Source organism: Streptomyces sp. B21-105 (assembly GCF_036898465.1).
Lineage (GTDB): Bacteria > Actinomycetota > Actinomycetes > Streptomycetales > Streptomycetaceae > Streptomyces.
The window spans coordinates 6,635,102-6,650,560 of sequence record NZ_JARUMJ010000001.1; the positions used below are offsets into that span (position 1 = coordinate 6,635,102).

Annotated in this window: 8 protein-coding genes; 7 read left to right on the forward strand and 1 reads right to left on the reverse strand. The window is 72.4% G+C overall.

The window, feature by feature from the left end; genetic code table 11:
• Position 1: 1 nt before the first annotated feature.
• The gene (locus tag QA802_RS30075; protein WP_334534987.1) at positions 2-1,447 is read left to right on the forward strand and encodes an aldehyde dehydrogenase family protein; all 1,446 of its coding nucleotides are present in this window, start codon (positions 2-4) and stop codon (positions 1,445-1,447) included.
• 128 nt (positions 1,448-1,575) lie between these two features.
• On the opposite strand, the gene QA802_RS30080 is transcribed toward QA802_RS30075, so the two are convergent.
• Complete coding sequence (locus QA802_RS30080) at positions 1,576-4,467, reverse strand: glycoside hydrolase family 3 C-terminal domain-containing protein (protein WP_334529035.1); 2,892 nt, start codon at positions 4,465-4,467, stop codon at positions 1,576-1,578.
• Positions 4,468-4,794: 327 nt separating this feature from the next.
• Here QA802_RS30080 and QA802_RS30085 point away from each other — a divergent pair, with 327 nt between their 5' ends.
• The 6 genes from QA802_RS30085 to QA802_RS30110 all read left to right on the forward strand — a co-directional run bounded on the left by QA802_RS30085 (position 4,795) and on the right by QA802_RS30110 (position 15,421).
• Positions 4,795-6,489 carry an extracellular solute-binding protein gene (locus QA802_RS30085; protein WP_334529038.1) on the forward strand — a complete coding sequence of 565 codons (1,695 nt, stop codon included), beginning with the start codon at positions 4,795-4,797 and terminating at the stop codon, positions 6,487-6,489.
• A 26-nt stretch (positions 6,490-6,515) separates the two neighbouring features.
• Positions 6,516-7,550, forward strand: a complete 1,035-nt coding sequence (locus QA802_RS30090; protein WP_334529041.1) for an ABC transporter permease — start codon at positions 6,516-6,518, stop codon at positions 7,548-7,550.
• The gene (locus tag QA802_RS30095; RefSeq protein WP_334529044.1) at positions 7,547-8,482 is read left to right on the forward strand and encodes a carbohydrate ABC transporter permease; all 936 of its coding nucleotides are present in this window, start codon (positions 7,547-7,549) and stop codon (positions 8,480-8,482) included. Before QA802_RS30090 ends, QA802_RS30095 begins: the two co-directional genes overlap by 4 nt.
• Before the next feature lie 425 nt (positions 8,483-8,907).
• Positions 8,908-11,121: a 1,4-beta-glucanase gene (locus QA802_RS30100; RefSeq protein WP_334529047.1), complete on the forward strand. Its 2,214-nt coding sequence runs from the start codon at positions 8,908-8,910 to the stop codon at positions 11,119-11,121.
• The gene (locus QA802_RS30105) at positions 11,121-13,088 is read left to right on the forward strand and encodes a beta-galactosidase (RefSeq protein ID WP_334529050.1); all 1,968 of its coding nucleotides are present in this window, start codon (positions 11,121-11,123) and stop codon (positions 13,086-13,088) included. Before QA802_RS30100 ends, QA802_RS30105 begins: the two co-directional genes overlap by 1 nt.
• Positions 13,085-15,421 carry a glycosyl hydrolase family 95 catalytic domain-containing protein gene (locus tag QA802_RS30110; protein WP_334529053.1) on the forward strand — a complete coding sequence of 779 codons (2,337 nt, stop codon included), beginning with the start codon at positions 13,085-13,087 and terminating at the stop codon, positions 15,419-15,421. Before QA802_RS30105 ends, QA802_RS30110 begins: the two co-directional genes overlap by 4 nt.
• Positions 15,422-15,459 lie beyond the last annotated feature (38 nt).

Consider the following 15,459-nt stretch of genomic DNA (forward strand, 5'->3'; position numbering starts at 1 on the left):
CGTGGGGGCCACCCACGCCTTCTGGCTCGCCGGACGCCAGGTCACCGGCGAGGGCGGCTTCGACGTCGCCTCCCCGTGGGACGGCCGGCTCGTCGGCAGGGTCAGTGTGCCGACGGACGCGCAGGTCGAGGAGGCCGTCGCCGCCGCGTACGCCGTACGGGACGAGTTCGCCGGCACCCCGGCCCATGTGCGCGCCGCCGCCCTCGACCACGTCAGCAAGCGGCTGGCCGAGCGCACCGAGGAGATCGCGCGGCTGATCTCCGCCGAGAACGGCAAGCCGATCAAGTGGGCGCGCGGCGAGGTCGGCCGGGCCGTGTCCGTGTTCCGCTTCGCGGCCGAGGAGGCCCGGCGGTTCAACGGCGGCGAGGCCCAGCGCCTCGACACCGACGCCGGCGGCCAGGGGCGGCTCGCCCTCACCCGGCGCTTCCCGAAGGGCGTGGTGCTCGGCATCGCGCCGTTCAACTTCCCGCTGAACCTGTGCGCGCACAAGGTCGCCCCGGCGATCGCGGCCGGCGCGCCGATCATCCTGAAGCCCGCCCCGGCGACCCCGCTGTCCGCTCTGGTCATGGGCGAGCTGCTCGCCGAGACCGAGCTGCCCGCCGGCTCCTGGTCGATCCTGCCGGTCCCCAACGACCGCATGCCGGCCCTCGTCCGGGACGAGCGGCTGCCCGTGATCTCCTTCACCGGCTCCGAGAAGGTCGGCTACGCGATCATGGACTCGGTGCCGCGCAAGCACTGCACCCTGGAGCTGGGCGGCAACGGCGCGGCCGTCGTCCTCGGCGACTGGGCGTCCGACGCGGACCTCGACCGGGCCGCCGGCCGCATCGCGACCTTCTCCAACTACCAGGGCGGTCAGTCCTGCATCTCCGTGCAGCGGGTCATCGCGGACGCCTCCGTGTACGACCGGTTGCTGCCGCGCATCGTCGCCGCCGTCGAGGCGCAGGTCACCGGCGACCCGTCGGACGCCGCGACCGACGTCGGCCCGCTGGTCAGCGAGGAAGCGGCCCGGCGGGTGGAGACGTGGGTGGACGAGGCGGTCGCGGCCGGGGCGAAGCTCCTGACCGGCGGCGAGCGCGACGGCGCCGGCTACGCCCCGACCGTGCTGGTCGACGTGCCGGCCGACGCCAAGGTCGCCTGCGAGGAGGTCTTCGGACCGGTCCTCACCGTGCAGCGCGTCGACGGCGAGGCCGAGGCCTTCGCGGCCGTCAACTCCTCCAAGTACGGCCTCCAGGCGGGCGTGTTCACCCACGACGTCCAGGCGGCGTTCCGGGCCCACCGCGCGCTCGAGGTCGGCGGCGTCGTCATCGGCGACGTGCCCTCCTACCGCGCCGACCAGATGCCGTACGGCGGCGCCAAGCAGTCCGGCGTGGGCCGCGAGGGCGTCCGGTTCGCGATGGAGGACTACACCTACGAGCGGGTGCTGGTGCTCACGGGACTCGCCCTCTAGCCCTCTAGGTAATGGGAACCATTTTCAGATAGTCTTCGGGTCGGCGCTCACACGCCGTCCCCGAAGGGGCCCGGCGCCGATGCCTTCCGGCGCCGGGCCCCTTCTTCGTGCCGGCCTCGTCCGGACCCTCAACCGGAGAAGCCGACGTGCGCGAGCCGCAGCGGGCCGCGCAGTCCGAGGCGCAGGTCGTGGACGCCGTCGGCGACGAAGGGCGCGTCCAGCGTGACGTAGTCGTACGGGCCCGGCGTGGGCGCCCGGAGCGTCACCGTGGCCAGCACCGGACCGCCGTCCAGGGAGAGCTCCACGGTGCCCTCGCCGGACACCGTCACCGTCACGCCCGTCACCCCAGGTGCACCCGTGCCCGCGCCGGCGCCCCCCGCTCCCGTGCCGAAGTCGCAGGCGCGGTAGAGCAGTTCGCCCGTCCCGCGGCCGGCCGGCGTCACCGCGTCGCCCGACTCCTTCGTGCGGTCGACGATCTCGGTCCCGCTCTGCTCGTCGAAGTCGGCCGCCGCGAGTCCGTCCGCGCGCACCGCCCGCGGCGCCGACGGCTCACCGTCGAGAACGGCGGTCGTGCGCAGCCGGACGTCCTCGCTGGACGCGCCGACCAGGAGCTCGTACGGGCCCGCCTCCAGGCGCAGACTGCCCCGCGCCACGTCCCAGAAGGCGAAGGCGGACAGCGGCACGTCGAAGGCGACCGGCGTACGCGCGCCGGGGGCCAGGGTGATCCGGCGGCAGTCGAGCAGCTCACGGCGCGGGCGGACGGCCGACGGGTCTACGGCGCGGGTGTAGAGCTGGACGACCTCGTCGGCCGTCAGGTCGCCGGTGTTGGTCACCGTGCAGGCGACATGCGCCCGCCCGTCCGCCACGCGCACCGTGAGATCGGCGTACGAGAACGACGCGTACGACAGGCCGTGCCCGAACGGGAACAGCGGGACGCCCTCGAAGTAGAGGTAGGTCTGCCGGGCGCCGATCACGTCGTAGTCCAGCAGGTCGGGCAGGTCCGTGTCGTCGGCGTACCAGGTCTGCGGGAGGCGGCCGGCCGGGGAGACGTCGCCCGCCAGGACGCGCGCCAGGGCGGTGCCCGCGGCCTGGCCGCCGTGCGCCGTCCACAGCGCCGCGGCCAGCGGTCCCGGCTCGAACGCGTACGGGTACGCCGACACCAGCACCAGCACCGTGCGCGCGTTCGCCGCCCGGGCCGCCGCCAGCAGCCGCTCCTGGTGGGGCGGCAGGCGCAGGGTGGTGCGGTCCTCGGTCTCCCGGCCGTTGATGTGCGGGTCGTTGCCGGCCACCACCACGACCACGTCGGCCCCGGCCGTGACCCGGGTCACTGCGCTTTCGCCGGATTCGACGACGATGAGCTCGAAGACCTCGGGATCCGCCCCGGTCTCCCCGTCCGGTCCGGCAACCCGCACACCGTCGGCGGCGACACACACGTGACGACCCGTGCCCAGGTGCAGCAGGAGGTGACCGTTTCCGTGAGGCTCCAGGCGGAACGTCTCCTGCACGACCCAGCCGCCGGGCTGGTCGGCGGAGGCGCGCAGCAGGCCGTCCTCGGCGACCGAGAGGTAGCGGCCGTCGGGGGCGCGCAGCGTGAGCACGCCCTCGCCCCAGTCCACCAGCGCCAGCTCGGTGCCGGCGGCGTCCGCGGTCAGCGGCGGCAGGTCGGTGCGGCCGGCCAGCAGCGCCGGGTCGAGGGCGCCCTCGGCGCCGCGCACCTCGTCGGAGGCCTCGGGCGCGGCGGGGACCTTCAGGAACGTGCCGGCCGAGGTCTTCAGCAGGACCCGGTCCACCCCCTCGGCGAACTCGACCCGCTCGGCGCCGAACCGCTCGTACAGCCCCTCCAGCGGGGTGGAGCGGTGGATCGGGGTGCCGCTGTACCAGTCGACCTTGCACTCGTCGGCGAGCAGTCCGACCACCGCGATCCGGGTGTCGGCGGCCAGCGGCAGCACGCCGTCGTTGCGCAGCAGCACGACCGCCTGCTCGGCGGCCTCGCCGGCGAGCGCGCGGTGCGCCGGGGTGTCGAACGCGCCGGTCCCCGCGTGCGGGTCGTCCTGCGGGTCGAACTCGCCGAGCCGGAAGCGGACCGACAGCTGACGGCGGACCGCCCCGTCGACGTCGGCCTCCGTCAGCAGGCCCTGCTCCAGAGCGCCCCTGACCCGGGCGACGATCTTCGAGCCGTCGGTGCCGTGGTCGGTGAAGCTGTCCACGCCGGCCAGCAGCGAGGCCGCCGTCGCCTCCTCGTGGGTGTCGAAGTAGTGCTCGCAGTCGACCAGGTTGGACGGCGCGCCCGCGTCCGAGCAGACCAGCAGCTCCTCGTCGGTCCAGGCCCGCAGCTGCTCGCGCAGATACGGCGAGACGTGGTTGGGGCGGCCGTTGACCAGGTTGTACGCGGGCATCACACCCGCCACCGCGCCCGCCTCGACGGTGTCGCGGAAGGCGCGCAGATCGTACTCGTGCAGCACCCGGGGGCGCACCGAGGACGAGGTGACGGCCCGGTCCGTCTCGTTGTTGTGCGCCAGCCAGTGCTTGAGGACGGGAGCCGTGCGCCAGTACGTCGGATGGTCTCCGCGCAGGCCGTGGGTGTACGCCGTGGCGATGGCCGAGGTCAGCTTCGGGTCCTCCGAGTAGCCCTCCTCGTTGCGGCCCCACAGCGGGTGGCGCAGCAGGTTCACGGTGGGGGCCCAGACGTTGAGACCGACGCGCTCGTCGAGGGCGCGCATGGCCCGGACCTCCCTGGACACGGCCTCGCCGACCCGGCGCACCAGCTCGGTGTTCCAGGTCGCGCCCAACCCCACGGCCTGCGGGAACACCGTCGCCGGGCCCATCCACGCGACGCCGTGCAGCGCCTCCTGGCCGGTGCGGAACGCGGCCACGCCGAGCCGCTCGACGGCCGGGGCGAACTGGTGCAGGAAGGAGACCTTCTCGTCCAGGGTCAGCCGGGACAGCAGGTCGTCGATGCGCTTCGCGAACGGCAGCCGCGGATCGCGGAAAGGCGGCGTGTGCGGCGGGTGTGCGGTCACGTGGGGTTCCCTTTGCGATGGAGCGAGCTGGCTCTTTCGAAGCGCTTCGATGCTCATTCGCCATACCGGTGGGTGTCAAGGGGACCTCACGCTTATTTCAAGCGGTGCATACGAACAGGTCACCCCCGATACCTCGGAGGAAACTTGGGGACGACCCTTGTGCACCCTGCAGTGTTCACTTAACCTCGCAGCAACATCGAAGCGCTTCGACTGGAAAGCCCCAGCACAGGGGGCCGCAGGAACCGCTTCGGCTCCCCAGTTCCACTCGAGACACCGCAGCCGACGGCCACCGCCGGGTGTCCTGGTGCGCCATGAAGGGTTGACGCAATGACGCCGAACGCCGCTTCCGCCTCCTCCGGACCGAGCCGGAGAAGCTTCCTCGCCTCCACGGCGGTCGCCACCGCAGCGGTGGCCGGCGGGATGCCGCTGCTCGCCGCCTGCGGCGGGTCGGACGGCGACTCACGCGAGGGGACCACGTCGGGCAAGGCCGCGAAGAAGATCCTGCCCGCCTTCGTGGCCGCCGGCGTGGTCACGCCGGACATCCCGTCCAAGAACGGTTCCGCGGTCGGCTTCACCAGCAAGCTCGACCTCGCGACCCTGAAGACCTCCGTGCCGAAGACGCTCGGCAAGGGCGGCAAGGTCACGGTCATGTCGCCGTTCTGGGGCTCGCCGCCGAAGGGCGACAACCCCTACTACACGGCGATGAACAGCCTCACCGGCGTCGACGTCGTCTGGCAGAACCAGGACGGCAACACCTACGACCAGAAGCTCGGCGCGGTCCTCGCCTCCAGCAACGTGCCGGACGTGGTGGTCGTCCCCGGCTGGAACATGGGCGGCAAGATACCCAGCGCCATCCTCAGCAAGTTCGCCGACCTTGGCCCCTACCTGTCCGGGGACAAGGTCAAGGAGTACCCGAACCTCGCGGCGATCCCGACGGACGCCTGGCAGCGCGCGATCTTCGGCGGCAAGCTGCGCGGTCTGCCGATGCCGTCCTCGTACGTGCCGAACATCGTCCCCTTCTACCGCAAGGACCTCTTCGAGAAGCACGGCTACGAGGTCCCGAAGACGACGGACGAGTTCACCGCGCTGGCCAAGGAGATCACCAACGCCAAGGCCAAGGTCTGGGCCTGCGGCGACATGAAGTGGACCGCGTGGAACAGCTTCGGGGTGCCGTCCGGCCAGGAGAAGCCGCTCGGCTGGATCCTCCAGGACGACAAGCTGGTCTACCGCGTCGAGCTGGACGCCTACCTCGAAGCGCTGGAGTGGGCCCGCAAGCTGTTCGCCGCCGGCTACGTGCACCCCGACTTCAAGCTGGGCAAGAGCCAGGCCGTCGACCCGAGCACCAAGTTCGCGGCCGGCGAGTTCCTGATCTACAACAACGACATCTCCAGCTGGTACGGGCAGCAGGCCTCGCAGGCCACGCAGAACCCCGACTTCCAGATCTGGGGCATGGACATCTTCGGTCACGGCGGCGCCGACCCGGCGATCTACGCCACCCAGCCGGCCAACATCTTCGCCTTCGTCAACAAGAAGGCCTCCGAGTCGGTCATCCGTGACGTGCTGGCCGTCGCCAACGTCACCGCCGCCCCGTACGGCACCAAGGAGTACATGCTCACCAACTACGGGGTCGAGGGCACGCACTACACCGTCAAGGACGGGGTGCCCGTCAAGAACGACAAGGGCAACCAGGAGGTCGCCAACGCCTTCATAATGATCGCGAGCCCGGCCGCGACCATCGCGCACCCCGACTTCCCGGACATCGCCAAGGGCCAGGTCGAGTGGCAGCAGCGGATGGGCGCCTTCACCAAGAAGTCGGCCTTCTACGGCATGCAGATCACCGAGCCCACCCGCTGGACCAACCTCTCCAACGACTTCGAGCAGCTGGAGGACGACATCGTCCGCGGCCGCAAGAAGATCAGCGACATGCAGCAGGCGGTCGCCGACTGGAAGAAGAAGGGCGGCGACCAGCTGCGCGACTGGTACCGCAAGGTGCTCGACGACAACGGCTCGGCGGCGAGCTGACCAGGACCGGGGCAAGGAGAACGGCCGTGTCGAACAGCACGGTGCCTCGGAGCAGGGCCGAGGCCGACGAGGAGCGGAAGACTCCGGCGGCGTCCGGTGACGCCGCCGGACCGGGGAAGGCGCGGACCTCCGGCAAGCTGAGTCTGCGGATCAGATTCCGGCGCGACCGCGTCCTGCTTCTGATGACCCTGCCCGCGGTGCTGCTGGTCCTGCTCTTCAACTACGTGCCGATCCTCGGCAACGTGGTCGCCTTCCAGGACTACGACCCCTACGTCAGCGACAACGGCGTCGTCTCCATCCTGCACAGTCCCTGGGTGGGCCTGGAGAACTTCCAGCGGCTCTTCGAGGACTCCGCGTTCTGGAGCGCCGTCCAGAACACACTGTTGCTGTTCTTCCTCCAGCTCGTCCTGTACTTCCCCATCCCGATCCTGCTCGCGCTGCTCATCAACAGCGTGGTCCGGCCCCGGGTGCGGGCGGTGTCGCAGGCGATCCTCTACCTGCCGCACTTCTTCTCGTGGGTGCTGGTCATCGCCGTCTTCCAGCAGCTGTTCGGCGGCGCGGGAATCCTCTCGCAGCTGCTGCGGATGCACGGGTACGACGGCATCGACATCATGACCGACCCGGACACCTTCAAGTTCCTGATCACCGCGCAGAGCGTCTGGAAGGACGCCGGCTGGGGCATCATCGTCTTCCTCGCCGCGCTGGCCTCCGTCAACCCGGACCTCTACGAGGCCGCCGCGATGGACGGCGCCAACCGCTGGCGCCGCATGTGGCACGTGACGCTGCCCGCCCTGCGGCCGGTGATCGCGCTGCTCCTGGTGCTGCGGGTGGGCGACGCGCTGACGGTCGGCTTCGAACAGATCCTCTTGCAGCGCGACGCGGTGGGACCAGGGGCGTCGGAAGTGCTCGACACCTTCGTGTGGTGGAACGGCGTCCGCAACCAGGACTTCGGCTATGCGGCCGCCGCCGGACTGATCAAGGGCGTCATCAGCCTCGGCCTGGTGCTCGTCGCGAACAAGGTGGCCCACCTGATGGGCGAGCAGGGGGTGTACAAGAAATGACCGCCGTCATCGACAAGCCGGCGCGCACGCCCGGCCGGTGGGCCGCGCCCCCGCGGCCCGTATGGGAGGAGCAGCCCAGCAGGGCCGGTCTCGCCGGCAAGGGCATCGCCCTGTCCTTCGCCTGCCTGGCGATCCTCTTCCCGTTGTGGATCGTCCTCGTCACCAGCCTCTCCTCCCGCAAGACCATCGACGAGGCGGGCGGCCTGGTGATGGTGCCCAAGGGCATCACCCTCATCGCCTACCGGGAGCTGCTCAGCGGTGGCCAGGTCACCCGGGCCGCGGTCGTCAGCGTCCTGATCACCCTCGTCGGCACGCTCTTCTCGATGAGCGTGTCCGTGCTGTGCGCCTACGGGCTCTCCCGCTCGGGCTCGCTCGGACACCGATGGATCCTGATGATCCTGCTGGCGACGATGTTCTTCAGCGCCGGCCTGATCCCGACCTACCTGCTGGTGCAGTCCCTGGGCCTGACGGACACCTACCTCGCGCTGATCCTGCCGAGCGCGATCAGCGTGTTCAACATCCTGGTCCTGCGCGGGTTCTTCACGGGCATCTCGCCGGAGCTCATCGACAGCGCCCGCATCGACGGCGCCGGCGAGTTCCGCATCCTGTGGCAGATCGTCATGCCGCTCTCGCGGGCGGTGCTGGCCGTCATCACGCTCTTCTACGCCGTCGGCTACTGGAGCGCCTGGTTCAACGCGTCGCTGTACCTGAACGACCAGGACATGATGCCGCTGCAGAACGTCATGATCCAGCTGGTGCAGAAGCAGGAAGCGCCGGTCGGGATGGGGCAGGCCATCAAGACGGGGCAACTGTCGGCCCTGGCCGTGCAGATGGCCGTCATGGTGATGGCGTTGCTGCCGGTGGCCGTGCTCTCCCCGTTCGTCCAGAAACACTTCAAGAAGGGCATGCTCACCGGCGCGGTGAAGGGCTAGCGCCGTGCCGGGGTCGCGAGCGGGTGCACCTTTCCGGTCGCGACGCCGGCGGCTCCACCCCGTCCGGCCGGGGCGGTTGCCGTCACACAGCCCGAGCGACCGGCCCGTGTGCCGGCGGCGCCAATCCGGGGCCGGCCGCGCCCACACGGCGGAGCCGCACACCGCCACAGTCCCCGCCCGGGGGCGCCTCTCCTCACCGAGGGCCCTCCGATCCGGGACCCCCCACACGTCCCGTGGGTCTGGAGCCGCACACCGCCACAGCCCCGCGCGCCCGGCGGCGCCCCCCACACCCCGTGAGCCCGAAACCGCACGCCGCCGCAGCTCCGCGCCCGACACCCTTCCCACGGGGCCGGTCCCCCCGGCATCCCCCGAACCGAGCCCCCGGCAGCCCCCCGAACCGAGACACCCACCCTGCGAGGTACCCCATGTCCGTCTCCCCGCTCAGCCGCCGCACCGTCCTCGCCGGCACCGCTGCCGCCGCCGCGCTCACCGCACTCCCGGCGGTGCAGGGGCGCGCAGAAGCGGCCGAAGGCGCCGCCGCCCCCGCCTACCGCTGGCGCAACGCCGTCATCGGCGGCACCGGATTCGTCACCGGCGTCCTCTTCCACCCCGCCGTGCGCGGACTCGCCTACGCCCGCACGGACATCGGCGGCGCCTACCGCTGGGACGACCGGACCGCCCGCTGGACCCCCCTCACCGACCACCTCGGCTGGGACGACTGGAACCTGCTCGGCGTGGAGGCCATCGCCGTCGACCCCGCGCACCCCGACCGTCTCTACCTCGCCCTCGGCACCTACGCCCAGTCCTGGGCCGGCAACGGCGCGGTCCTGCGCTCCGAGGACCGCGGCGCCACCTGGGCCCGCACCGACCTGACCGTGAAGCTCGGCGGCAACGAGGACGGCCGGGGCACGGGCGAGCGGCTGCTGGTCGACCCCTGCGACAGCGACACCCTGTGGCTGGGCACCCGCCACGACGGCCTGCTGAAGTCGACCGACCGGGGCGCGACCTGGGCGGCCGCGTCCGGGTTCCCCGCGACGCCGTCCGCCACCGGGCAGGGCGTCACGCTCCTCGTCGCCGCCGGTCGCGCCCTCTACGCGGGCTGGGGCGACTCCGACGGCCGGGCGGCCAACCTGTACCGCACGACCGACGGCAGCACCTGGCAGGCCGTCCCCGGGCAGCCTGCCGGCACGAACGCCAAGGTGCCGATCCGGGCCGCGTACGACTGCCATACCCGTGAGCTGTACGTGACGTACGCCGACGCGCCCGGCCCCAACGGGCAGTCCGACGGCAGCGTGCACAAGCTGGCCACGGCCACCGGCAGATGGACCGACGTCACCCCCGTCGTGCCGGGCGGCACGACGAGCGACGGAGGACGGGACTCGTTCGCCTACGGCGGCGCCGCCGTCGACGCCCGGCGCCCCGGCACCGTCGTCGTCTCCACGAACAACCGCTGGTCGGCCGTCGACACCCTGTTCCGGACCACGAACGGCGGTCGCACCTGGAAATCCCTCAAGGACTCCGCGGTCCTCGACGTGTCCGAGACGCCGTTTCTCACCTTCGGCGCCGACGAGCCCAAGTTCGGCTGGTGGATCCAGGCCCTCGCCGTCGACCCGTACGACTCGAAGCACGTCGTGTACGGCACCGGCGCCACCCTCTACGGCACCCGGGACCTGAAGCACTGGGCCCCGCAGATCCGCGGCCTGGAGGAGACCTCCGTACGCCAGCTGATCTCGCCCCCGACCGGGACCGCGCACCTGATCAGCGGCCTCGGGGACGTCGGCGTGATGTACCACGACCGGCTCACGGCCTCCCCCTCCCGCGGCATGGCGGCCAACCCCGTGTTCGGTTCGACGACGGGCCTCGCCCAGGCCGCGGCCAGGCCCTCGTACGTCGTGCGCACCGGCTTCGGCGACCACGGCAACGGCGCGTACTCCCACGACGGCGGGAAGACCTGGGCGCCCTTCGCGACCCAGCCCGCGATCGCCAAGGACGCCCCCGGGCCGATCGCGACCAACAGCGACGGCAGCGTGCTGCTGTGGTCCTTCGTGCACTGGGACGGCACCAAGTACCCCGCGCAGCGCTCCACCGACAACGGCGCGACCTGGTCCGAGGTCGCCTCCTTCCCCAAGGGCGCCACCCCGCTCGCCGACCCGGCCGACCCGACGCGCTTCTACGCGTACGACACCGACACCGGCACCCTGTTCGCCAGCACCGACCGCGGTCTCACGTTCACCGGGCGGGCGAGCGGACTGCCGTCCGGCGACAGCCAGTTCCAGCTGGCCGCGGCCCCGGGCCGGTCCGGCGACCTGTGGCTGAGCACCAAGTGGAACGGGCTGTACCGGTCCACCGACGGCGGGGCGACCTTCACCAAGCTGACCAGCTGCTGGGCCTCCTACACCCTCGCCTTCGGCAAGGCCGCCGCCGGCGCCGCGTACCCGGCGATCTACATGGTCGGCTCGACGGAGACGGTCACCGCCGTGTACCGCTCCGACGACGGCGCGCGGACCTGGGTGCGGATCAACGACGACCGGCACCAGTGGGGCTGGATCGGCGCGACCATCGCCGCCGACCCGCGCCAGTACGGCCGCGTCTACATCGCCACCAACGGCCGGGGCATCCAGTACGGGGAGCCCGTCTGATGCCGAACCTGGGCGACGCCACCCGCGGCCGGATCCTCTTCGGCGGCGACTACAACCCCGAACAGTGGCCCGAGAAGACCTGGCACGAGGACGTCCGGCTGATGCGGGACGCCGGCGTCAACTCCGTCACGCTCGGCGTCTTCTCCTGGTCCCGGCTCGAACCCGAGCCGGGGGCACGGGAGTTCGGCTGGCTGGACACCCTGATGGACCTGCTGCACGACAGCGGCATCGGTGTCGTCCTCGCCACCCCCACCTCCTCGCCGCCGCCCTGGATGGGCCGGCTGCACCCGGAGACCCTGCCCCGCACCGAGGACGGCCGCGTCGAGTGGTGGGGCGGCCGCCAGCACTTCTCGCACTCCAGCGCCGCCTACCGCCGTTACGCCGCCGCCATCACCGAGGACCTGGCCGCCCGCTACGGCGGCCACCCCGCCCTCACCATGTGGCACATCAACAACGAGTACTGCACCTTCGACCACGGCGACGAGGCCGCCGCCGCGTTCCGCCGCTGGCTGCGCGAGAAGTACCGCACCCTCGACGCCCTCAACACCGCCTGGGGCACGGCGTTCTGGTCCCAGGACTACGACACCTGGGACGGCATTCTGCCGCCGCGCACCCCGCACTACCTGAAGAATCCGACGCAGGTGCTGGACTTCCGGCGGTTCACCTCCGACATGCTCCTGGAGTGCTACCGCGCCGAACGCGACATCGTCGCCCGGCACACCCCGCACCTGCCGGTCACCACCAACTTCATGCCGCTGTGGATCGGCCAGGACGCCTGGCGCTGGGCCGAGGAGGAGGACGTCGTCTCCGTCGACCTCTACCCCGACCCCCGCGACCCGTTCGGCGCCCAGTACGCCGCCATGGTCCAGGACATGACCCGCTCCCAGGCACGCGGACCCTGGATGCTGATGGAGCAGGCCGCCGGACCGGTCAACTGGCGCGGCGTCAACCACCCCAAGCCGCGCGGCATGAACCGGCTGTGGTCCCTGCAGGCGGTGGCCCGCGGCGCGGACGCCGTCTGCTACTTCCAGTGGCGGCAGTCCCGCCAGGGCGCGGAGAAGTTCCACTCCGGGATGGTCAGCCACGCGGGCGAGGAGGGCCGCACCTTCCAGGAGGTCAAGCAGCTCGGCGCCGACCTCGCGAAACTCGGCCCGCACGCGGCCGACCGGCACATCACCGCCGAGGTCGCCGTGCTGCACGACTGGCACGCCTGGTGGGCCGGCGCCCAGGACGCCCGTCCGTCCACCGAGGTCGACCTGCCGGCCGTCCTCACCGCCTGGCACCGCGCCCTCTGGGAGAACAACCTCACCGCCGACTTCGCCCACCCCGAGCACGACCTGTCCGGCTACCGGATGGTCCTCGTCCCGCAGCTGTACGCCCTCACGGACGCGGCGATCGACAACCTCCTCGGCTACGTCCGCGGCGGCGGGGTCCTCGTCAGCGGGTTCCTGACCGGCGTCGCCGACGAGGACGACCGGGTACGGGACGGCGGCATGGACGCCCGGCTGCGCGAGCTGTTCGGCATCCGCGTCCTGCACGAGTGGTGGCCGCTGGACGCGGGGGAGACCGTCGAGACCGACGGCTTCGACGGCACCCTGTGGTCCGAGGAACTGGAGCCGGCCGCCGACGCCCGCGTCGAGGCCGTCTACCGGCGGGGCGAGCTCGAGGGGATGCCGGCCGTCCTGCGCCGGGACGGCGCCTGGTACCTGTCCACGCTCCCCGAGCGCGACGCCTTCCGCACGCTGCTCGCCCGGATCGCCGCCGAGGCAGGCGTGCGGCCCGTCCTCGAAGGCCTCCCGCCCGGCGTCGAGGCCGTCCGCCGCGGCGACCTGCTCTTCCTGCTCCACCACGGCCGCGAGCCCGTGACGGTCTCTCTCGCGGGCACCCACCACGACCTGCTGACCGGTACGACGGTCACGGACGAGGTCCGACTGGGCCGCTACGGCGTGGCGGTGCTGCGCCCATGACCGCCTCGCCCGGCCCGACCGCCTCGTCCGGCCCGACCGCCTCGTCCGGCCCGACCGCCCCGCCGACTTCGCCCGCCCCATCGGCCTCTTCCGTCCCGCCCGGCTTCGGCGGCGGCGACGGCCCGGTGCACGGAACGTGGGAGCGCCGGCCCGCGACCCGCTGGGAGGACGCCTTCCTCAGCGGCAACGGCCGGCACGGCGCCCTCGTGTTCGGCGACCCGTACGACGAACGTGTCGTCGTCACCCATCACACCCTGGTCCGCCCCAACGGCTCCGAACACGCGAGGCCTCCCCAGCTGGCCGACGAACTCCCGGCGCTGCAGGACAAGTTGCTCGCCGGCGAGACGACGGCCGCCGAGAGCTTCACCGACCACCGCCCGCTGCGGTGGGTCCAGCCCTTCCACCCGGCCTTCCGGATCCGGGTGCGCCGCACGCCCTCGGACAAGCCGCGCCGCGAGCGCCCCGACCGCGGACACAGCGGACACCTGCGGTCCGTCGACTTCACCACCGGTGAGACCGCCGCGACCCGCGCGGGCGCCACCGGCCGGCTGTTCGTCTCCCGCGCCGACGACGTGATCGTCCATCAGGTCACCGGACCCGACCTGGACATAGCGCTCGACCACCGGCTCCCCGGCGTTCCCGCCGGCCTCGCCGTGGGCCACGGCGCCGTCCGCACGACGACCGGGGCCCTGCTCACGCTGCGCGCCCGCTACCCGGACAGCGACCGCGCCTACACCGGCGTCACCCTCGTCGTGGCCACCGGCGGCCGCACCGAGCTCACCCTGCCCGGAGTGCGGGTCATCGGCGCCACGTCGGTGCTGCTGCTGACCCGGGTGCGCCGGCACACCGGCGAACTCGACGTCCTCGCGGAGCAGCGCGCCCTCGGCCGGCTGCCGCACTCCTACGACGACCTGCTCGAACGCCACCTGGCCCGGCATCGCACCGCCTACCGCCGCGTCACCCTCGACCTGCGCGCCGACCCCGCCGAACGCGCCCTGACCGGCTCCGAACTGCTCGGCCGCCCGCGCAGTCCGGCCCTCCTCGAGCGGCTCTTCGCCGCCGGCCGCTACCACCTCCTGTCCTCCTCCGGCCTGAACCCGCCCCGCCTGCCCGGCCTGTGGACCGGCGACTGGGACACCGCCTGGTCAGGGGCGTTCACCAACGACGCCAACGTCAACCTCCAGACCGCATCGGCCGCGGCCGCCGCCCTCCCCGAAGTCACCGAAGCCCTGGCATCCCTGATCTACCGTCAGCTCGACGACTGGCGGACCAACGCCCGCGCCGTGTTCGGGACCCGGGGCGCGGTCGCGCCCGCGCACACCGACGGCGAGTCGGGGCTGACGTACCACTTCAGCCGCGAGTACCCGCTCCACCTGTGGACCGCCGGCGCCGACTGGCTGCTCAAACCCCTCGTCGACCACGACGAGACCCGCGGCGCCCGCGACCCGCGCACTGCCGCCGCCCTCGGCGAGACCGCCCGCTTCTACGAGGACTTCCTCACCCGCACCGACCCGGACGGCCGGATCGTCGTCGTCCCCTCCTACTCGCCGGAGAACCGGCCCGCGAACGGCGGCTGGGGCGCGCTGAACGCGGCCATGGACCTCTCCGCCGCCCGGCACGCGCTCCTCACCGCGGCCGACTACCACCCCGACGCCCCCGAGGAGGCGAACCGCTGGCGGGCCCTCGCCGACCGTCTCCCGCCGCACCGCACCAACGCCGACGGAGCGCTCGCCGAATGGGCCTGGCCCGGCCTCGACGACTCCTACGACCACCGCCACCTCAGCCACCTCTACGGCGTCTGGCCCCTCGACGAGATCAACCCCTACGACACCCCGCGGCAGGCCGCCGCCGCACACCGCGCCCTGGAGCTGCGCGGCGCCGAGAACGACTCCGCGCACGGCCACCTGCACCACGCGCTGATCGCCGCCCGCCTCCGGGACGGCCGGCGGGTCGCGAACGCCCTGGGAGCGGTCCTCGACGGCGACTTCTTCCACGACTCCCTGATGAGCGCCCACTACCCGCGCCGCGACGTCTACAACGCCGACGCCGCGCACACGCTGCCCGCCGTGCTGATCGAGGCGCTCGTCCATTCCACCCCCGACCGGCTGGTGCTGCTGCCGGCGGTGCCCCCGGCGCTCCCGGCGGGCGAACTGCGCGGCGTGCGCACCCGGTTCGGCGCCGAACTCGACCTGACCTGGGGCCCCGACGGCGCCCGGGCGGTCCTCACACCGCACCGCACGCACCGCGTCGAAGTCCGGACTTCCTCCGGCGATCCCCGAATGCTCGACCTGATCGCCGGAGAAGACCACGTCCTCACCCTGAGGACGTGGTGACTCCCCCCAGGAAAAACGCAGTTCCCCCCACCCATGGA